We start from the raw sequence: 20,454 nt of genomic DNA on the forward strand, positions 1-20,454 counted from the left end.
TTATGGCGATGAAACGAAAAAACCTGGCGCGCCAGGCGGGCTTTACTTTGCTCGAATTAATGGTGGTCATTGTTATTCTCGGCGTGCTGGCCAGTATGGTGGTGCCGAATTTAATGGGCAATAAGGAAAAGGCGGATACCCAGAAAGCCACCAGCGATATTGTAGCGCTGGAAGGCTCGCTGGATATGTATAAGCTGGATAACCACCGTTATCCCACCACTGAACAGGGCCTGCAGGCGCTGGTCACCAAACCAGAAATCGCGCCAATTCCGAACGGCTACCGCGCCGACGGCTATATTCGCCGCCTGCCGCAGGATCCGTGGGGCAGTGATTACATTCTGGTGAGCCCGGGCGAACATGGTGCTATTGACGTATTCTCCGCAGGTCCGGACGGCGAAGCCAATACCGCGGACGATATTACCAACTGGTCGCTCGATAAAAAATAATGAACAGGCAACGCGGCTTTACTCTGCTGGAAATTATTCTCGCGCTGGTGATATTCGCCAGCTGCGCCATGATGGTGGTTTCCACAATACCGTCGCGCAGCGGCGCGGATATATTTGGCCAGCAATTAAAAGCCGTTGTTGAATATGGCTCCGACCGTGCGGTGATGGACGGAAACATTGTGGGCCTGGTAGTGACGCCGGATAAATATCAGCTGATGACGCTCAATGAAAAAGACGGTGAACGCCGCTGGGTGCCGTTAGCGCAACGCCGTATCACCACCGGGGGCGACTTCCCTGATGGGATGCACGTCTCGCTCACCCCGCAGCGTCTGGCCGCCACGCCTGACGCCGAGCCGCAGATCGTCTTTTTGCCGGACGGCGAGATGAGCCGTTTCACCCTGACGTTACAGAGTGATGATAAACAACACCATTTCCGCGTGGTGTCGCAGGGCGCGGCACCGGTTACGGTAGAGAACGATGGCTAAACGAAATGCCTCGCAGCGCGGGATGACGCTGCTGGAGGTGATGGTCGCCCTGGTGATCTTCTCCACCGCCGCGCTGGCGTTAATGAACTCTGTCTACCTGAACGTGCGCTTTACCCACGGTCTTGCGGATACCCTCCAGGCCAGCTGGGTCGCTGAGAATCTGCTCGCCGAAGCGCAACTGACCAAAAGCGACTTCCCGGATGCAGAGCAGAAGGGGACGGAACTGATGGGCGGGCGCAACTGGAACTGGCGGATGCAGCGGGTGAAGGTTGCCGATAAGCGCTGGGCGGATGAGATCCTGGTCTATGCCGAAGGGGATGAGAGCCAGCCGGTAGTGGCGATGCGGGTTCTGCCTCCGGGAGAGAAAAAATGAAAAAACGGCAAAGCCAGCGCGGCTTTACGCTGCTGGAGATCATGATTGCGCTGACCATCTTTGCGGTGATCAGCACCCTCGCCTGGCAGATCCTCGACGGCGCGATGCGCACCAGCAATGCCACCGATCGCAACGCGTCCAGGCTCAATCAGATCCAGCGCGCCTGGAGCCTGCTGGAGCGTGATTTTTTTCAGCAGCAGGCCCGCGCGCCGCGTAATGAACCCGACGTTTTTCGCCAGGATGATAACGCCATCGAACTGACCACCCTCAACGGGGTGAGCGGACATGTCCAGCTTGAGCGGGTGCGCTGGCGGTTTGAGGATCACCGGTTATGGCGCGATGTCTGGCCGACCATCGACAGCCCGGCAGACGTTAAACCCGAAGAGGTGCCGATTGTCTCTGAGGTGAAATCCGTCCAGTGGCGGTTTTTCAGCGATTCATGGCAGAAGCACTGGCGTGAGAGCGGGCATCAGCCGAACGGGGTCGAGTTAACCCTGACCATGGAGAGCGGCGACACCTGGCGCTGGGTCTTTACCACCCCAGGGGATATGCCGCAGCCGCAGATCGCCGTGAAAGCGGCTGAAAAGCCCGAAGAGGCGAAGCCTTCGCCCGCTCCGGAGCAGGCGGTAGCACCGGTACCGGAAAGTCAGCCATGAACAAAATGAATCAAAGCCAGCAGCGGGGCGTTGCGCTGCTGGTGGTGCTTATCCTGCTGGTGATGATGTCGGCCCTGGCGGCCAGAATCAGCCAGCAGTTCAGCCGCAATTTACAGAAAACCCACTACCAGGTGAGCCAGCAGCAGCTGCGCTGGGCGATACAGCGCCAGGAGCAGGCGGTGAAGCAGCTGTTGCAAACCGCCGCCAGCGGTGAGAACCCACTGGAGCCGGACGGCGAGTGGCATCAACCTTTTGAGACGCAGGGGGAGTTTTACACGGTGGTGAGCCAGGTTGAGGACGCGCAGGACTGCTTTAACGTCAATAACCTGCTCGCCGTGGAGCAGGCGGCGAAGGATCAGACCACATCAGCCATACCGGAAAAATCCCGTAAGCAGCAGACGGTTGAACAGCTGCTTACCGATGCGGGGCTGGATCAGATCACCGCTGAACAGGTCTATCAGCAGCTGGTGGATTACCTGGACGGCGACAGCACCACGGCGAAAGAGGCTCAGGAGACCGACGCCTGGGCAGGCGTACAGCCCGCGCGGCTTCCGGCCAACCAGATGATGCGCAACATCAGCGAAATCAGGCTGCTGCCCGCGTTTCCACCGGCGGCGTACGCTAAAGCCAGCGCGCTGCTGTGTGCCCTGCCGGATGCCGGCAGCAAGATCAACGTCAACACCCTTAAGCCTGAGCAGGCAAAACTGCTGGCGGCGCTGTTTGCCGGAAAACTGACGGAAGATGACGCCGCCCGGCTGCTCGCGTCGCGCCCGGAAGCGGGATGGGAAAACGTGGAGGCTTTCAGCAAGGCGCTGGAGCAAAACTTCCCCCAGCTGAAAGACGAGTTAACTCAGGTGGCCGAACAGGTGGCCGTCAACAGTCGCTACTTCCGGGTGAACTACACCGGCAACACCGATGATTTAACGCTGCGCGTGGTCAGTCAGCTTCAGGTTAACAGTGAAGCGGGCGAGATCGTAACCTGGCAGCGTCGTTACCGAATGATTGAATAACAAAAGCCGATACCGATGAAAAAGATACTGTTTGTTCGTCCCGATAGCCGTGAGGACGGGACTATTGCATGGTGCGAATCCGGGAGCCAGCAGGTCAATACGCTCCACGGCATGGCGGCCCTGTCGACGCTTGCGGATCATCCGCTGGCGTCGCGCGTCTGTCTGCTGCTGCCCGCGGGTGAGATGATCTTCCGCCACTTCTCCCTGCCAAAGAAAGGGCTCAGCGCTCAGGCGACGCCGTTCTCGTGGATGGCGGAGGAGACGCTGATCGGTGACGTCGACGACCTGCACTGGACGGTGTTGAGTAAAAAAGGGCAGGAAGTGGATGCCGTCGCCATTGATGCCCGGCGCTTGCGCGACTGGCTCGCCTGTTTTGAGCAGGCCGGGCTGAAGGTGGTACAGGCCCTGCCTGACGCCTGGCTGCTGCCGGTCGCGGAAAGGGGAAGCACGCTGGTTGCGCTGGATGAGAGTTACTGGCTGCGCTTTTCACCGGCCAGCGCCTGTGAAGCGGATGCCTCGCTGCTGCCGCTGCTGATGGCGAAATCTCAGGCCGGGATGGTGCGCTGTTATGGTGAGGCGCCTGCCGGGATTGCGGTAGATGAATCCTTACCCTGGCAGCACCCGTTAGTGCTGATCCAGCCGCAGTGGCAGAACTGCCGGGCCAACGTGCTGCACGATGAGTTTCATCCCCGCGGCGCCCAGGGCGGCACGCCCAAAGGGATGAAAGGGGCGATGGTTGCGCTGGCGCTGCTCAGCGTCGGACTGCTGCTGGGGCCGAGGCTGGCGATGGCCCTGATGCTGGTGCAACAGGAAAACCAGCTGCAACAGGAGATCGCCACGGTCTACCAGTATCATTTCCCCAGCCTTCGCCAGCAAAGCAATATTAAGTATCACTTTGGTCAGAACCTGAAGAAGGTCACTAAAGGCGTCTTTCTGCAAATGGAGGATTTGAACAAAGCGAAACAGGCGGTTCCGGATATAGAAATTAATCTTCTGGATTACGACAGTACGCAAAACCTCTGGACGCTCAGCGCCAGCAGCCAGAACAGCGCATCGCTGCAGACGTTCATCAACCAGAGCAGTGCGGATTTCAACTTTTCTCTGCAGCCGGTATCAACGGTCGCGCCCTTTACCGCCATGATCACGGGGAAACATAAATGAAAGAGCGTGTCGCACAGCTTAAAGCGCGGTATCAGAATTACTCTACCCGCGAAAAGCTGCTTATGAAATTCTGCGCCGCGGCGCTGTGCTGTGCCGTTGTCTATTACGGCGGCATGGTTCCGCTGGATAATATGATTAAAAATAGCCAGTTAACGCTGAAGCGCCAGAGAGATACCCTTAACTGGATGCGCAGCGAAATTGATAAAAACCATCTCCAGGTGCAGCAATTAAAAACCGATAATCCGCGCAGTGTGGTGGAAAACAGCGCACAGGAGATCAAGTTGCCATTGAATGATGTGCGCCAGGAGGGGCAGACGTTATCGTTTACTGTACCCCGGGTGGAGATCAATGAGCTGAAGAACTGGCTGCGCGAAATTAACGCCGCCTCAGGGATCAAGCTGGAGAAAATGAAGCTGACCCCTGTCGACCACCAGCGTGACGTCAGGGCAGAGATCCAGCTTAGCTGGAAAAAGACGGCATGACCGCCTTCGCCCTGTTCAGAGAGAGCAGCCCGGCCCTGTTCAGCCTGATGAGCGCCATTTTCGGCGCGATTATCGGCAGCTTTCTCGGCGTGGTGGCGGAGCGGATCCCGCCGATGCTGCTGGAAGATGAGGCGCGGATTAACTTACTTTTTCCGGCCTCGCACTGCCCGGCGTGCCAGCATGATTTAGCCTGGTGGGAAAATATCCCACTGGTAAGCTGGCTGGCGCTGCGCGGGCGCTGCCACCACTGCGGCAGCGCTATCCCGCTGCGCTTATGGTTACTGGAAGCCTTTACCTTCCTCTTTTTTGGCGCCACGGCCTGGTGTATGCCAGACATCCCGGCGCTCTTTTCCCTCTGGCTGCTGAGCGCTTTCTTGCTGCCGCTGGCCATCATCGACGGGCGGCATCTCCTGCTGCCGGACTGCCTGACGCAACCGCTGCTGTGGGCCGGGCTGCTGGTCCACCTTATCAGCCCGACGCTGCCCCTGCGCGATGCCATTATCGGCGCCGTGGCGGGCTACCTCTCTCTCTGGCTTATATACTGGGCGTTTCGTCTGATGACCGGTCGCGAAGGTCTGGGTTACGGTGATTTCAAGCTGCTGGCCGCGCTGGGAGCCTGGTGCGGCTGGCAGGCACTGCCTGATGTACTGTTACTGGCGTCGTTAACCGGCATTGCCGGGAATCTCCTTTTTATTAAATCAGATAAAAAAGCTGCGCACATTCCATTTGGCCCCGCTCTGGCGGTCGGAGGCGTTATTGCCTTTATTTTGCAAAATTATTCGCTCATTCCCTAATTAAATCTGTCAATTATATTTTGAGATTTTTTCGACAAGGGAAAGAGGTGAGTAATAATTCTTTTGCTAATACTATCTTCGTTGTAAACCGCATGTGACGTTAATTCGATAATTAAGATTAACTGAAAATATTAAAAACATTTTAAGTCATTATGTATTTAATTTTTTTAAATCCATGCTGGTTTTATTTCATGTTTAAGGAAGACATGTTTTTTAAAGTTCACGTAGAGTTATTGGGATATGAAAATGAATTTCTTTAAGCCTAAATACCTGGCGCTTTTTGTTGCAGCGGCAACCAGCCCTGTATTTGCAGCCGTTCCAGGGGTACCATCATTGACCAGCGGCAACGACAAGTTTGCTATTGTTGAAGTTGACCAGGCCGCGCAGGACTATAACTCCCTGGTAAAAGTTCATGATGGTGCCGATGTTAAGGTTGAGTGGAACGTCTGGAGCGGCGATGCTCCGACGTCTGCAAAAGTGCTGCTGGACGGTAAAGAAGTCTGGTCTGGCGCGAGCGGCGCGACAGGCTCTGCGACCTTTAAGGTTAAGAAAGGCGGCCGTTACCAGGAGCAGGTTCAGGTATGTAACGACAGTGGCTGCAGCACCAGCGCCAGCAAACTGATCATTGTAGCGGATACCGATGGTAGCCACCTGCTGCCATTAAACACCACGCTTCATGAGAACAACAAAGCGTTCGCCAAACATACCGATAAAGTGGTTGCGGCCTATTTCCCTGAGTGGGGCGTATACGACCGTAACTTCACCGTGGATAAAATCCCGGTTGCCAACCTGAACCACATCCTTTACGGCTTCATTCCAATTTGTGGTGGCGATGGCATCAACGACAGCGCGAAATCTTCTGGCGCGCTGGAATCCCTGAAACGCGCCTGTGCTGGCCGTCAGGACTACACCGTCGCCATTCATGACCCATGGGCTGCTCTGCAAAAACCACAGCAGGGTGTGACCGGCTGGGACGAGCCGTACAAAGGCAACTACGGCCAGCTGATGGCGATGAAAAAAGCCAACCCGAACCTGAAGATCCTGCCTTCCGTGGGCGGCTGGACTCTGTCCGATCCATTCTTCCAGATGGACAACAAAGTGCTGCGCGACCGTTTCGTCGGCTCAGTTAAAGAGTTCCTGAAAACCTGGAAAGTGTTTGATGGTGTGGATATCGACTGGGAATTCCCGGGCGGCGGCGGCGAGAACGCCAAACTTGGCAACCCGCAGACCGACAAAGCTACCTATAACGCACTGATGCACGATCTGCGCGCGATGCTGAACGAGCTGTCAGCCGAGACAGGCCGTACTTACGAGCTGACCACCGCTATCGGCGCGGGTAGAGATAAGATCGAAGATGTCGACTACACCACTGCACAGCAGTATATCGACCATATCTTCCTGATGAGCTACGACTACTACGGCGCATGGAGCAACACCGATCTGGGTCACCAGGCGGCGCTGTACGGTGCTTCCTGGAAGCCAGATACCAACTACACCACCGATAACGCCGTGAAAGCGATGCTGGACCAGAAAGTACAGCCGGGCAAAATCGTAGTGGGTGCAGCGATGTACGGTCGTGGCTGGACTGGCGTACACGGTTACACCGGCGACAACCCATTCACCGGCACCGCGACTGGCGCAATTCCGGGTACCTGGGAACCGGGTATCATTGACTACCGCGTGATTGCCAACCAGATGAAAGGCAAGTCAGGCTGGGAGTACAAATATGACAGCGCGGCAGAAGCGCCTTACCTGTTCAACAAATCCACCGGCGAGCTGGTGAGCTATGACGACGCCCGCTCGGTTGCGGCGAAAGGTAAGTACGTGCTGGACAAAAACCTCGGCGGTCTGTTCGCATGGTCTATTGAATCCGATAACGGCGATATCCTGAACGCCATGAACGAAAGCCTGTTGGGCAACGGTTCCTCTTCTGACGAGCCAGTTAACACCAACCATGCACCTGTGGCGACCGCTGCTGACCAGACCGTGACCGGTCCGGTTACTGTAACGCTGGATGGTTCTGCCTCTTCCGACCAGGATGGCGATGCGCTGACCTACAAGTGGACCCAGATTTCCGGAACCACGGTGAATATCGCGAACAGCACCTCCGCGAAAGCCACCTTTAACGTACCGGCAGTCACCCAGGACCAGACGCTCTCCTTCCGCCTGACCGTAACCGATGCTAAAGGGCTCTCCAGCACCGTGAACGTCCAGGTTGTGAACAAAGCGCCAAAAGCGAACCAGGCACCAGTCGTTAACCCAATGCAAGCCGTTACTCTGGAAGCGGGCCAGACTCAGTCCCTGCATGTTCAGGCATCCGATCCAGATGGCGATGCGCTGACCTACAGCTGGAGCGTACCGGCAGAGATGAACGCTACCGGTATCAATACCTCTAGCGTACGTATCACTGCGCCGGACGTGGCTTCTGAGACCAGCTATTCCCTGAGCGTAGTGGTAGGCGATGGCAAAGACAGCGTGCACTCCACCGTGCAGGTTATCGTCACGCCGAAAGCCGCTGAGCCTGCGGATGACGTAACGCCGCCAGCTGATGACGTTACCCCACCGGCAGATGACGTTACGCCTCCGGCTGACGAAGACACCGCGCCGTCCGACGAAGGTGCATCCGGTAGCTGCGATAACCCTGTCGATGCCAACGCAAGCAAATATGCCGCGTGGAGCAGCAGCAAGGTCTACAACGGTGGCGACATCGTCAGCTTCGACAACCTGGTATGGAAAGCGAAGTACTGGACTCAGGGCAACCAGCCTGGCTTCGGTGTGGATGCATGGGAACTGGTCAGCAAGGTGAAATTCGGCTGGAAAGCTGACGTGGTTTACAACGGTGGCGATACCACAACCTATCAGGGTTCTGAGTACCGTGCGAAGTGGTGGACCCGTGGTGATAACCCAGCTAACAGCGATGTATGGGTGAAAGTAGGCGCAGCAGACTGCGAATAATCATCCTTCTCTGAGATGGCGGGCGCGATACTTGCCCGCCATCACTGACCGCGCGGTGAAGCGCGGTCAGTCCATCAGCGACGGCCAGGTGAAGAGATGAAACGCTTTATTTTTCTGTTGTTGTTAATTAGCCAGAGCGCATTAGCCAATTGCTGGAATTCCGCAGGACAATATTACCATGTGGACCCCTGGTTATTATTTGCTATTGCGGACGTGGAGTCCGGTCTCAATCCAAACGCGGTCGGTTATAACCATGACGGTTCACGGGATGTCGGGCTGATGCAAATAAATAGTTCGCATTTTGCCGAGCTGAAAAAAAAGGGCATTGATGAATATCGGTTAATGAATGAGCCCTGTACCTCAATTATGGTCGGTGCTTCTATTCTCTCCGGGATGATTAAAGTTTACGGCTATAACTGGGAAGCGGTCGGTGCCTATAACGCGGGGCTGAAACCGGAGAACTTTCCCCAGCGCAGGATTTACGCCAGAAAAGTCTGGGCGAAATATCAAAGAATAAAACGGATGTCGCAATACCGATAATCAGGCTTTTTTTTGAAGAATATCTTGCGAGTGTTCTTCAGAAAGAAAAGGTGCTGTCCCGGGTTTATTTATTAAAGGATTAATACATAAATCGAGATCGCATTGGTTATTATCGTTTTTAACAGGAATAATGTAGATGAATAAAAGGACATTGCTGAGCATTCTGGTCGCGGGGGCGTGTGTTGCGCCAGTGATGGCACAGGCAAACATGCTCAAGGCGGAAAGCAGCGAACCCTACACGATGAAAGCCAGCGATCTGGCGAAAAAGGAGCAGGAGTTAACGGATTTTCCGCTGATGAAGTCAGTTAAAGCGACAATTCGCACCCTGGATAACGCCCAGGTGGAACTGATTGAGCCGGGTAAGGCTACCAACCCGGATAACGTGAAGCGTGTTGAAAGTATTCTGAAGGAGAGCGACTGGGAGTATCTGTTCCCGCTGCGCGCCAAAGAGTACAGCTACAGCAACTTCCTGAAAGCGGTAGGTAAATTCCCGGCGCTGTGCGACACCTACACCGATGGCCGCGACAGCCTGGCCATTTGCCGTAAAGAGCTGGCGACCATGTTTGCGCACTTCGCGCAGGAGACCGGCGGGCATGAATCCTGGCGTCCGGAAGCCGAATGGCGTCAGGCGCTGGTATACGTTCGCGAAATGGGCTGGAGCGAAGGCCAGAAGGGCGGTTATAACGGCGAATGTAACCCGGATGTCTGGCAGGGTCAGACCTGGCCGTGCGGCAAAGACAAAGACGGCGATTTCCTGAGCTACTTTGGCCGCGGCGCCAAACAGCTCTCCTACAACTATAACTACGGTCCGTTCTCGGAGGCGATGTTCGGCGACGTCCGCACGCTGCTGGACAAACCGGAGCTGGTAGCCGACACCTGGCTGAACCTGGCGAGCGCCATCTTCTTCTTCGCCTACCCGCAACCGCCGAAGCCGAGCATGCTGCAGGTTATCGACGGCACCTGGCAGCCAAACGATCATGACAAAGCTAACGGCCTGGTTCCGGGCTTCGGCGTGACCACCCAGATCATTAACGGCGGCGTGGAATGCGGCGGCCCGACTGAGATTGCCCAGTCGGAAAACCGTATCAAATACTACAAAGAGTTCGCCAACTACCTGAAAGTGCCGGTTCCGGAAAACGAAGTACTCGGCTGCGCCAACATGAAGCAGTTTGATGAAGGCGGCGCTGGTGCTCTGAAAATTTACTGGGAACAGGACTGGGGATGGAGCGCAGATACGCCAGACGGCAAGACCTACGCCTGTCAGCTGGTGGGTTATCAGACGCCATTCAGCGCATTTAAAGAGGGCGACTACACCAAGTGTGTGCAGAAGTTCTTTAACGTGAATATCATCAATGACGACGGCTCTGCGGTTAACCCGAGCGATAACACGCCTGCGGACAATACCCCGGCAGACAATACGCCAGCGGATAACACCCCGGCTGACAATACGCCTGCGGACAACACCCCTGCGGACAATACGCCAGCAGACGACACGCCAGCTGTGACCAACCATGCGCCGGTTGCGGTCATTTCCGGCCCGGTTGGTGCGGTTGACGCGGGTGCGCAGGTCTCCCTGAGCGCTGAAGGCTCCACTGACGAAGATGGCAACAAACTGACCTACACCTGGCGCTCCCAGGACGGCCAGACCGTCTCCGGTGAAGACAAAGCGGTAGTGACCTTTACTGCGCCTGAAGCAGCAACGGCTCAGCAGATTGAAGTGAGCCTGACCGTCAGCGATGGCGAACTGAGCGACACCACGACTTACCTGCTGAACGTGAAAGCGAAAGCGCAGACCCCGTCAGGTGATGAAGGCTCAGACACTTACGCGGCGTGGAGCGCTAACAGCAAGTACAACGCAGGGGATATCGTGAATAACCACGGTAAACTCTTCCAGTGCAAGCCATTCCCGTACAGCGGCTGGTGTAACAGCGCCTCGGCTTACTATGAACCAGGCGTAGGCCTGGCATGGGCAGACGCCTGGACCGCACTTTAATAGCAAAACGGCAACCTCAGGGTTGCCGTTTTTTTTGCTCTGCCGCGCGCCGGGCTTTAGCGATGTAACTTCCCGTGATCCCGCAGCCAGGCCGCGGTGCGCACAATCCCCTCATCCAGCGTCACCAGCGGCTTATAGCCCAGCTCACTCTCAGCGCGTTGCGTATCGAGAGTAAAATCAAAGTTCAGTTTCGACACCCCGTAGTGCGTCAGCATCGGCTCTTTGGCGGACTTATTCCCCAGCCGCTCCATGCTGCGGGCAATAATATCCAGCATCGGGTAGGGCACCGAACGGATCCGGCAGTGAATGTTCAGCTCGTCGATCAGCTTTTGCACAATGCTGCGCAGCGAGCGCGGCTCACCGTTGGTGATGTTGTATGCCCGGCCGGATGGCAGCCCGTCGCATTCACGCTGGCTGGCCAGCCACATGGCATGAATGGCGTTGTCGTAATAGGTCATGTCCACCAGCGCATCCCCGCCGCGCGGCAGCAGCACGCTGCCGTAGTGATGCATCATCTGCGCCAGGCGCGGAATAAACACTTTGTCGTGCGGGCCAAACAGGCTCTGCGGACGCAGAATGGTAAAACGGGTGTGCGGGTTAGACTGCGCCAGCAGATCGATCACCTCTTCGCTGGCGGCTTTACTGCGGGCAAATTCGCAGGCGAAGCGCGCCGGACGGAAATCTTCCTGAATGTCGCGATGGTGGTGATAGTCGAAATAGAGCGACGGCGAGGAGATATGTACGAAGTTACGCACGCCCCAGGCCACGGCCCACTCGCCCAGACGACGAGTGGCGCGCACGTTTGCCAGGTCGAACGCTTCCTGCGTTCCCCAGGGTGAGGTAAAGCTGGAGCAGTGCCACAGCGTATCGATTCCGGCCAGCATCACTTTTGCCTGGGAAGAGACCAGTTCCGTCAGGTCGGCATGGACAAACTCTGCGCCCATTTTTTGCAGCAATTTACCCATCGCTTCATTACGACCGGTGGCCCGGACGCTGACGCCTTTATTGCGCAAAAACTCCACCGCGTTGCGGCCTAAGCCGCTGGTGGCGCCGGTAACCAGTACCTTCATATCGATCCACTGTATTGAAAGAATTTCGTGCGCATTCTTCCGTGAATTACGCCTGTATGCAATGGGAAACGTGAAAGATTCAGAGTTTTAATTAGTCTTTTTCTTTGTTTTGTTCTGCCAGAAAAACAATACGCCGGGCCATTCCCCGGAAGATAAACAGGTGCGCCGGGATCATCAGCAGCCAGTAGAACAGCCCAGGCATGCCGTGTGGATGCCACCAGGCGCGCACGTCCAGCTCCCGGTGGTCGCCTTTGTCCTTCAGGGTAAAGCACAACCGCCCAAGACCGGGGGCTTTCATGCCAAACAGCAGCGCCAGCTGCTTTTCAGGTTCAACAATAATCACCTTCCAGCTGTCAACGGTATCGCCGGTTTGCAAATATGGCGCGGCCGGACGGCCTTTCGCCAGCCTGTGCCCGACGAGCCGATCCATCATCGCCCGGGTTTGCCACAGGGCGTTGCCAAAGAAGTAGCGCTCTTTACCGCCGATCTGGTTCACCACTTTCCAGAGCGCGCTGAGGCTGGCGGCGGTTTTCACCGTGCATCCGGCCTGTTTCGGGTAGTAACCATATTCCGGACGCCAGCGGGCGAAGGCCTGGGCGTCGTAGCCCCAGTCGCTGGAGTTCACCAGCTTCTCTTCTTCTTTTAGCGTATTGCGCACCGCATCATCGAAGCGAATGAGTTCCTGCGGGATCAGCGTCCGCAGCGCGCGGTCGTCGGCCAGCAGATCGTGTTTTAGCCCCTGAATTAGGGCTTTGGCGGTGGTCGGCGGCACGGAGGTGATGACATTCAAAAACCACACCGAAATCCAGCGGGTCGGGAAGGGGATGGGGATCAGCGGGCGGCGGCGGCCACTCACTGCCATAAAATGTTCGAACTGCTGCTGATAGCTCAGCACCTCGGGCCCGGCAGCCTCCAGCACCCGGTTCTCTGTGGCCGGGTGATTGAGCAGCTCCACCAGATAGTGCAGCAGGTTCTCCAGCGCAATCGGCGTGGTGCGCGAGCGCACCCAGCGCGGCGGGGTGAGCACCGGCAGGTTATAGACCATATCGCGCATCACTTCGAAGGCGGCAGAACCGGCGCCAACGATGATCCCGGCCCGCAGTTCGGTAAGCGGGCTCCCGGCGCTGCGCAGGGTGTCGGCGGTAAGCTGCCGGGCACGCAGATGGTCGGACTGCTCATGCGTCGGTGCCTGTAACGAACTGAGGAAGATAATCTGCTTAACCGGGTGTTCCAGCAGCAGATCGCGCACGTTCATCGCCACCTTGCGCTCGTGGGCGATAAAGTCGCCCCCTTCGCCCATGCTGTGCACCAGATAGTAAAGGGTATCCACTCCCTCCAGCAGCGCCGCCAGCGTCTGCGGCCAGTTGAGGTCGATAGCATGGCAGGTGACGTTGGGCAGGGCCTGCTTTTGCAGGCGCTCGATGCTGCGTGCCGCAGCTCGTACCTGATGCCCGTGTGCGCTCAGGGCGGCCACCAGATGTTGACCGATATACCCGCTGGCACCGAGCACCAGAATACGTTGCGGCACGAGGACTCCTTAGCGCTGCAAAAACGCCTGCCAGTGGGCAACCACTTCTGCCAGCTGCTCGCGGTTGACGTCGAGATGCATCACCAGACGTACCACCGGCGCGGCGTTAATCAGCACGCCGCGCGCCTTCATAAATTCGCCCAGCGCCGCGGCGTGTTCCTCTCCGACGCGGACAAACAGCATGTTGGTGTCGTGACGCATGACGTCAGCGCCGATCTCGCGCAGCTGCGCAGCCATCCACGCGGCGTTGTCGTGATCGTCCTTCAGACGGGCAACGTTATTTTTCAGGGCGTACAGACCCGCCGCGGCAAGGATCCCGGCCTGGCGCATGCCACCGCCGGTCATTTTGCGCCAGCGGTTGGCGCGCTTGATATAGTCGGCGTTGCCCACCAGCAGGGAACCCACCGGCGTGCCCAGCCCTTTGGAGAGACAAATGGTGAACGAGTCGCAATATTGCGTAATCGCTTTCAGCTCGCAGCCATACTCCACCACGGCGTTGAAGATGCGCGCGCCGTCAACGTGCAGCCCCAGTTTGCGCTCGCGGGTAAACTCCCACGCCGCTTTCAGGTAGTCGCGCGGCAGCACTTTGCCGTTATGGGTGTTTTCGAGGCTGAGCAATTTAGTGCGGGCGAAGTGAATGTCGTCGGCTTTGATTTTAGCCGCCACCTTGTCCAGCGGCAGGGAGCCGTCGGGGGCGACATCGATAGGCTGCGGCTGAATGCTGCCGAGTACCGCCGCGCCGCCCGCTTCGTACAGATAGTTATGCGCCCCCTGGCCGACGATATACTCTTCGCCGCGCTCGCAGTGGCTGAGCAGCGCCACCAGGTTCGCCTGGGTGCCGGTTGGCAGGAACAGGGCAGCCTCGTGGCCACTCAGTTCAGCGGCATAGCGCTGAAGTTCGTTAACGGTGGGGTCATCGCCATAGACGTCGTCCCCGACCGGCGCGGCCAGCATCTCCTTGAGCATGGCCTGCGTCGGGCGGGTTACGGTATCGCTACGTAAATCAATCATTTCACATCCCTATAGTTTAAAAGGTGATGTGAAATGTTTTACCTGAGCCAGTTGGTTTTTGCCAGCTCCAAAACTTCGTCACCGCGACCACTAATAATGGCGCGCAGCATGTACAGGCTAAAGCCCTTCGCCTGTTCCAGTTTGATCTGCGGCGGTATAGCCAGCTCCTCTTTGGCGACCACCACATCCACCAGCACCGGGCCGTCGGTGGCAAAGGCGCGCTGCAAGGCCTCATCCACCTCTGACGCTTTCTCCACGCGGATACCGGTAATGCCGCAGGCTTCGGCGATGGCGGCGAAGTTGGTGTCGTGCAGATCCGTACCGTCGGTCAGATAGCCTCCGGCCTTCATCTCCATCGCCACAAAGCCCAGCACGCTGTTGTTAAAGACGATGATTTTGATCGGCAGTTTCATCTGCGCTACCGAAAGGAAATCGCCCATCAGCATACTGAAGCCACCGTCGCCGCACATCGCCACCACCTGACGGTCCGGCGCGGTGGCTTTCGCCCCCAGCGCCTGCGGCATGGCGTTAGCCATTGAGCCGTGGTTAAACGACCCCAGCAGGCGGCGCTTGCCGTTCATTTTCAGGTAACGCGCCGCCCAGACGGTGGGGGTACCCACGTCACAGGTAAAGATGGCGTCTTCGTCGGCGTAACGGCTGATCTGCTGGGCCAGATACTGCGGGTGCAGCGCCTTATCGCTGGGTTTCGCCTTGTCATCCAGCCCTTTGCGGGCATCGCGATAATCGCTCAGGGCCTTGTCCAGGAAGGTGCGATCGGTCTTCTCCTCCAGCAGCGGCATAAGTGCGCTCAGGGTCGCCTTGATGTCGCCCACCAGCGCCATGTCCACTTTGCTGTGCGCCCCGATGCTGGCGGGGTTAATGTCGATCTGGATAATTTTGGCGTCAGTCGGGTAGAAGGCGCGATAGGGGAACTGGGTCCCGAGCAGCACCAGGGTGTCGGCATTCATCATGGTGTGGAACCCGGAGGAGAAGCCAATTAGCCCGGTCATCCCCACGTCGTACGGGTTATCGTACTCTACATGCTCTTTCCCGCGCAGGGCGTGAACAATCGGCGCCTTCAGGGTGCCGGCAAATTCCAGCAGCTCTTCGTGGGCCCCGGCGCAGCCGCTGCCGCACATCAGGGCGATATTGCTGGAGTAGCGCAGCAGCTGGGCCAGTTTTTTCAGCTCAGCGAGGGCGGGGGTCACCACTGGCTGGGGCGCGGGATACCAGTGGGTGCTGGCACTTTCCGGCGCCGCCTGCAGCGCCACGTCGCCTGGCAGCACAATCACCGAGACGCCGCGCTTAAGAATGGCGTTGCGCATCGCCAGGGCCAGCACCTGGGGGATCTGCTCAGGGGAGGAGACCAGTTCACAGTAGTGGCTGCATTCACGGAACAGCTCCTGCGGATGCGTCTCCTGAAAATAGCCGCTGCCAATCTCGCTCGACGGAATGTGCGCGGCGATAGCCAGCACCGGGACATGGTTACGGTGACAATCAAACAGGCCGTTGATCAGATGCAGGTTGCCTGGCCCGCACGAGCCCGCACAGACCGCCAGCTCTCCGGTAAGTTGGGCTTCTGCCCCAGCGGCGAACGCGGCGACCTCCTCATGGCGGGTCGGCATCCATTCGATGGTGCCCATTCGGTTCAGGCTGTCGCTCAGACCGTTGAGGGAATCCCCGGTAACACCCCAGATCCGTTTTACCCCGGCCTGTTCCAGCATTTTCGCAATATAGTTCGCCACGGTTTGTTTCATGGTAGTCCATCTCCTGAATGTGATAACGCTTTCAAGCTTAGATGAAACTGACCGGCATGCCCGTGAAATCCCCCTTATTAATCGTTGCTTTCACTGTGCAACATTCCGTCATATTGTGGTGGTTATTCAGCTAAAAATGGATTTAATTCAGATGGTTAAATCATTGTTGATTGCTGTTAATAAAACACTAATGCACGAAGATTTCGGCAGATTGTTGCTGCGGCTGGCGGTGGCACTTTTGGGGGCAGGACGGTTTGCAGTGGTGAGCGATCCGGTGTGGAAGTAATTCCTCTGCGGCGGTAATGCCGGGCGGCACTGCGTTTGCCCGGCCTACGGTTCGCGGTCTTTTGTAAGCCCGGTAAGCGTAGCGCCACCGGGCTTTTTATCAGGCCAGCACCAGATCCCCCTGCGGATGGCAGGAGCAGGCAAGTACATAGCCTTCCGCCACTTCGGCATCCGTCAGCGTCATGGTGCTGGTAACGGTATAGTTCCCGTCCACCACTTTTGTTTTACAGCAGCCGCACACGCCTGCACGACAGGCAGCCACCACCGGCACGTTATTGCTCTCCAGCGCCTCCAGCAGCGTACTGCCCACGCGGCCAAAGAAGGTTTTCGCAGGCTGCAGTTTGGTGATCTTCAACCCGCTGGTGGCAGCTTCCGCGACCGGAGTAAAGAACTGCTCTTTAAAGAAGCGGGTCACGCCCAGGGCCTTCACCTCTTCTTCCACGATCTCCATATAGGGCGCCGGGCCACAGGTCATCACCGTGCGGGAGGCGATATCCGGTACGCTTTGCAGCAGTTCGCGGCTCAGGCGACCGGCGACAAATCCCTCTGTGGCGTTGTTTTCCGCCACCAGGGTAACCGGGTAGTTATGCCATTCGTCTGCAAAAATGACATCCTGCGGCGAGCGCACGCTGAAGATCACCGCCACGTCAGCCTGCGGGCGATTCTTCGCCAGCCAGCGACGCATCGACATCACCGGCGTGACGCCGCAGCCAGCGGCCAGCAGCAGGAATTTGTCGTCCGGCTTATCGTCGCAGGTAAAATCTCCCTGCGCGTCAGAGAGCCAGATGTAATCCCCACGCTTCACCTCTCCGGTCAGCCACTGAGAGCCCGCCCCATCATCAATGCGACGAACTGTCAGCGTAATGTACTCGCTGATGCCCGGCGTCGAGGAGATCGTATACGCCCGCAGCGTCTCTGCGGAGTGACGCACGCTGACCAGCGCATACTGCCCGGCACGGTAAGGATAATAGTCGTGGCACAGCAGCGAAATCGTCCAGACATCCGGCGTTTCCTGATGGATGTGGTGAACCTGCATCCGCCATGGGCACTGATGGGTTGGCATCGTCATACTTTTACTCCTTACGCGCTCAGCAGTTGCTTCATATCGTCTTCAACGGTGGTCACGGAACGCAGACCGAACTTCTCGTTGAGGACCGCCAGCAGATCCGGGGTAAAGAAGCCAGGCGCCGTCGGGCCGGTGACGATGTTTTTCACGCCCAGCGAGAGCAGGGTTAGCAGGATCACAATCGCTTTCTGCTCGAACCAGGAGAGCACCAGCGACAGCGGCAGATCGTTTACGCCGCAGCCCAGTTTTTCCGCCAGAGTGACCGCGAGGATGATGGCTGAGTAGGCATCGTTACACTGACCGGCATCGATCAGGCGCGGCAGCCCTTCGATATCGCCGAACTCCAGCTTGTTGAAGCGGTACTTACCGCAGGCCAGGGTCAGGATCAGGCAGTCGTCCGGTACGCTGGTGGCGAAGTCGGTGAAGTAATTACGTTCCCCGCGCGCGCCGTCGCAGCCGCCGACCAGGAAGATGTGACGCAGTTTTTCGCGGCTCACCAGGTCAATCAGGGAATCCGCCGCCCCCAGCAGGGTCTGGCGACCGAAACCGACGGTGATCAGGTGTGGAATTTCGCTGTAGGGGAAGCCCGCCATCTGCTGGGCCTGAGCAATCACCGGACCAAAATCGTCGCCTTCGAGGTGGCTCACGCCCGGCCAGCCGACGATGCTGCGGGTCCAGATACGGTCATCGTAAGCGCCAACGGTAGGGTCGATGATGCAGTTAGAGGTCATCACGATGGGGCCCGGGAAGCGGGCGAATTCCACCTGCTGGTTCTGCCAGCCGCTGCCGTAGTTCCCGATCAGGTGTTTGAATTTGCGCAGCTCCGGATAGCCATGGGCGGGCAGCATCTCGCCGTGGGTGTAGACGTTAACGCCGGTGCCATCGGTCTGCTCCAGCAGGTTGTAGAGATCTTTCAGGTCGTGACCGGAGATCAGGATGCATTTGCCTTCGGTCGCTTTGACGTTGACCTGCGTCGGGGTTGGATGGCCGTATTTGGTGGTTTCACCGGCGTCCAGGATGCTCATCACTTTGAAGTTCATCTGGCCGATCTCCATGGAACACTCCAGCAGGGCGTTCATGTCGGAAGGCCAGGTGCCGAGCCACGCCATAATTTTGTGGTACTGGGCATAGATGTCGTTGTCGTACTGATCCAGGACGTGGGCGTGTTCCATATAGGCCGCGGCCCCTTTCAGACCGTACAGGCAGAGCAGACGCAGGCCGAGAATGTTCTCGCCAATCGCCGCTTTGTCTTTGTTCGGGGTAAATTCAGCCGCCTGGCGCTGCAGATCGCCGAGGTCGTCGCTGACCAACTGCAGGTCGGCCATTGGGTTGTCGACACGGGCGCTGGCATCCACACTCAGGCACTGCGCTTTCAGGGCTTCACGCAGGGCGATGGCTTCGCGGGCGTAGCCCACAATGCGCGGGGAGTCGAAGTTCACGTTAGTCAAGGTAGAGAAAAACGCGCGCGGGGCGAAGTTGTCGACGTAGTGGTCGATGATGCCATATTCCCGGGCTTTAACTGCCCAGGCGGATAAACCCTGCAGGGAGGCGATCAGTAAATCCTGCAGATCGGAGGTTTCTGCGGTTTTACCGCACATGCCCTGTGCGTAAGAGCAGCCGTTGCCAGCTGGGGTACGGATGGTTTGTTCACATTGCACACAAAACATAATCACACCTGTTAAAGTTATATTTAATATACATGTTTAAGATTATGCCTGTGGCGATACGGTGGGAAGCGCTTTCTGCCACAAAATAGAGGGATATTGATTTAGCGCAATTTTGGCGGCAGCAGGCTACCGCCAAAGAAGTATCAGGCTGAGAAGAACGCCATCATGACGGGCACCAGCAGGCTTAAAATAAAGCCGTGAACGATGGCGGCAGGTACCATCTCCAGCCCGCCCGAGCGTTGCAGTACCGGCAGGGTAAAGTCCATTGAGGTGGCGCCGCAGAGCCCCAGCGCCGTGGAGCGACTGCGGCGCACCAGACCCGGGATCAGCATGATGGCGATCAGCTCGCGCCCCAGATCGTTAAAGAAAGCGGCGCTGCCAATGACCGGACCGAAAGACTCGGTTAACAGAATGCCGGAAAGCGAATACCAGCCAAAGCCGGAGGCCATCGCCAGGGCGGTATTCAGCGGCAGGTCGAGAATAAAGGCGTTAATCACCCCGCCAATCAGCGAACTGCCCACCACGATCACCGCCACTATCATGCCGCGACGGTTGAGCACAATCTGTTTTAAGGTCATGCCGTTATTTCGCAGCTGAATACCAATAAGGAACAGCAGGAAGATCAGCGTATATTCACTGGCCTCGGTGGCGTGCTGCAAAAAAGAGAATCCTGTCAGCCCCAGCAGAAAACCGAGCACTACCACGCCGCATAATTTTAATGACTCCAGCGCCATGGCAATACGTGAAGGCAATTTTTCCTGATGGTGATGGTTTTTCCATGGAATAGCGCGCTCCAGCCAGAACAGGGCCGCGATATTGCAGAGCAAAATAACGGTCATCGTAATAATGGAATAGTGCAGGATAGAGAGCAGATTGGTGGCAAGATTATCGAGGAAGGCGAGGCTGATCCCCATAAAAAAGAGAATGACGTAGACAATCCCGCTCAAAAGTCGGTTGATCAGTTTTAACGCTGACAGCTGATGAAGAGGAATGAGATAACCCACGATCAGTGGGAGCAGAATGATTAAGAGTCCTGAAAACATGAACAACCGGTCCTGTATTTGAGTGGCGCTGAGACACTACCCAATTCAGACGGTTCAGTAAAGGTGAAAACAGTGCCGGGCGGCGCTTCGCTTGCCCGGCCTACGAAATGCTGTCCCGTAGGTCGGGTAAGG

18 protein-coding genes and 1 pseudogene are annotated in these 20,454 nt (G+C 57.3%); 12 read left to right on the plus strand and 7 right to left on the minus strand.

Translation table 11 applies throughout. From position 1 onward, the window contains the following. Window positions 1-2: 2 nt before the first annotated feature. From gspG to C3406_RS03090, 11 genes are all read left to right on the plus strand, one after another. Complete coding sequence (gene gspG, locus C3406_RS03040) at window positions 3-446, plus strand: type II secretion system major pseudopilin GspG (RefSeq protein ID WP_103823420.1); 444 nt, start codon at window positions 3-5, stop codon at window positions 444-446. Further along, window positions 446-931 carry a type II secretion system minor pseudopilin GspH gene (gene gspH / locus C3406_RS03045; RefSeq protein ID WP_103823419.1) on the plus strand — a complete coding sequence of 162 codons (486 nt, stop codon included), beginning with the start codon at window positions 446-448 and terminating at the stop codon, window positions 929-931. The genes gspG and gspH overlap by 1 nt, the downstream gene beginning before the upstream one ends. After that, window positions 924-1,304 carry a type II secretion system minor pseudopilin GspI gene (gene gspI / locus C3406_RS03050; RefSeq protein ID WP_103823418.1) on the plus strand — a complete coding sequence of 127 codons (381 nt, stop codon included), beginning with the start codon at window positions 924-926 and terminating at the stop codon, window positions 1,302-1,304. The genes gspH and gspI overlap by 8 nt, the downstream gene beginning before the upstream one ends. Then, window positions 1,301-1,960, plus strand: coding sequence for a type II secretion system minor pseudopilin GspJ (gspJ, locus tag C3406_RS03055; protein ID WP_103823417.1), 660 nt, complete (start codon window positions 1,301-1,303; stop codon window positions 1,958-1,960). Before gspI ends, gspJ begins: the two co-directional genes overlap by 4 nt. Beyond that, window positions 1,957-2,970 (plus strand): type II secretion system minor pseudopilin GspK, encoded by a 1,014-nt coding sequence (gene gspK, locus C3406_RS03060; RefSeq protein WP_103823416.1) that lies wholly within the window; start codon window positions 1,957-1,959, stop codon window positions 2,968-2,970. Before gspJ ends, gspK begins: the two co-directional genes overlap by 4 nt. 15 nt (window positions 2,971-2,985) lie before the next feature. Next, the gene (gene gspL, locus C3406_RS03065; protein WP_103823415.1) at window positions 2,986-4,131 is read left to right on the plus strand and encodes a type II secretion system protein GspL; all 1,146 of its coding nucleotides are present in this window, start codon (window positions 2,986-2,988) and stop codon (window positions 4,129-4,131) included. Further along, window positions 4,128-4,613, plus strand: coding sequence for a type II secretion system protein GspM (gene gspM / locus C3406_RS03070; RefSeq protein ID WP_103823414.1), 486 nt, complete (start codon window positions 4,128-4,130; stop codon window positions 4,611-4,613). Before gspL ends, gspM begins: the two co-directional genes overlap by 4 nt. Next, on the plus strand, window positions 4,610-5,407 hold the full coding sequence (locus tag C3406_RS03075) for a prepilin peptidase (RefSeq protein ID WP_103823413.1): 798 nt from the start codon (window positions 4,610-4,612) through the stop codon (window positions 5,405-5,407). The genes gspM and C3406_RS03075 overlap by 4 nt, the downstream gene beginning before the upstream one ends. Before the next feature lie 246 nt (window positions 5,408-5,653). Then, complete coding sequence (locus C3406_RS03080; RefSeq protein ID WP_103823608.1) at window positions 5,654-8,362, plus strand: glycosyl hydrolase family 18 protein; 2,709 nt, start codon at window positions 5,654-5,656, stop codon at window positions 8,360-8,362. A gap of 96 nt (window positions 8,363-8,458) precedes the next feature. Then, entirely contained in the window at window positions 8,459-8,902 is a 444-nt protein-coding gene (gene iagB, locus C3406_RS03085) for a type III secretion system invasion protein IagB (RefSeq protein WP_103823412.1), read from the plus strand. 136 nt (window positions 8,903-9,038) lie between these two features. Further along, a complete protein-coding gene (locus tag C3406_RS03090; protein ID WP_103823411.1) occupies window positions 9,039-10,895 on the plus strand; it encodes a glycoside hydrolase family 19 protein in 1,857 nt (618 codons plus the stop codon). Between the two features lie 56 nt (window positions 10,896-10,951). On the opposite strand, the gene C3406_RS03095 is transcribed toward C3406_RS03090, so the two are convergent. The 4 genes from C3406_RS03095 to poxB all read right to left on the minus strand — a co-directional run bounded on the left by C3406_RS03095 (window position 10,952) and on the right by poxB (window position 16,261). Beyond that, a complete protein-coding gene (locus tag C3406_RS03095; RefSeq protein WP_103823410.1) occupies window positions 10,952-11,965 on the minus strand; it encodes an NAD-dependent epimerase/dehydratase family protein in 1,014 nt (337 codons plus the stop codon). A gap of 91 nt (window positions 11,966-12,056) precedes the next feature. Beyond that, the gene (locus tag C3406_RS03100; RefSeq protein WP_103823409.1) at window positions 12,057-13,493 is read right to left on the minus strand and encodes an SDR family oxidoreductase; all 1,437 of its coding nucleotides are present in this window, start codon (window positions 13,491-13,493) and stop codon (window positions 12,057-12,059) included. A 9-nt stretch (window positions 13,494-13,502) separates the two neighbouring features. Continuing rightward, complete coding sequence (gene ltaE / locus C3406_RS03105) at window positions 13,503-14,504, minus strand: low-specificity L-threonine aldolase (RefSeq protein WP_103823408.1); 1,002 nt, start codon at window positions 14,502-14,504, stop codon at window positions 13,503-13,505. A gap of 38 nt (window positions 14,505-14,542) precedes the next feature. After that, window positions 14,543-16,261, minus strand: coding sequence for a ubiquinone-dependent pyruvate dehydrogenase (gene poxB, locus C3406_RS03110; RefSeq protein WP_103823407.1), 1,719 nt, complete (start codon window positions 16,259-16,261; stop codon window positions 14,543-14,545). A 151-nt stretch (window positions 16,262-16,412) separates the two neighbouring features. Between poxB and C3406_RS03115 the strand changes: the two are divergent. After that, a pseudogene (locus tag C3406_RS03115) lies at window positions 16,413-16,493 on the plus strand (GntR family transcriptional regulator); the annotation flags it as partial. Window positions 16,494-16,646: 153 nt separating this feature from the next. On the opposite strand, the gene hcr reads toward C3406_RS03115, so the two are convergent. From hcr to C3406_RS03130, 3 genes are all read right to left on the minus strand, one after another. Next, window positions 16,647-17,615 (minus strand): NADH oxidoreductase, encoded by a 969-nt coding sequence (gene hcr, locus C3406_RS03120; RefSeq protein WP_103823406.1) that lies wholly within the window; start codon window positions 17,613-17,615, stop codon window positions 16,647-16,649. Window positions 17,616-17,626: 11 nt separating this feature from the next. Then, window positions 17,627-19,279, minus strand: coding sequence for a hydroxylamine reductase (hcp, locus tag C3406_RS03125; protein WP_103823405.1), 1,653 nt, complete (start codon window positions 19,277-19,279; stop codon window positions 17,627-17,629). Between the two features lie 143 nt (window positions 19,280-19,422). Beyond that, window positions 19,423-20,322 carry a LysO family transporter gene (locus C3406_RS03130; protein WP_103823404.1) on the minus strand — a complete coding sequence of 300 codons (900 nt, stop codon included), beginning with the start codon at window positions 20,320-20,322 and terminating at the stop codon, window positions 19,423-19,425. Window positions 20,323-20,454 lie beyond the last annotated feature (132 nt).

The sequence above is a fragment of the Leclercia sp. LSNIH8 genome (assembly GCF_002920195.1).
Taxonomy (GTDB): Bacteria; Pseudomonadota; Gammaproteobacteria; order Enterobacterales; family Enterobacteriaceae; genus Enterobacter.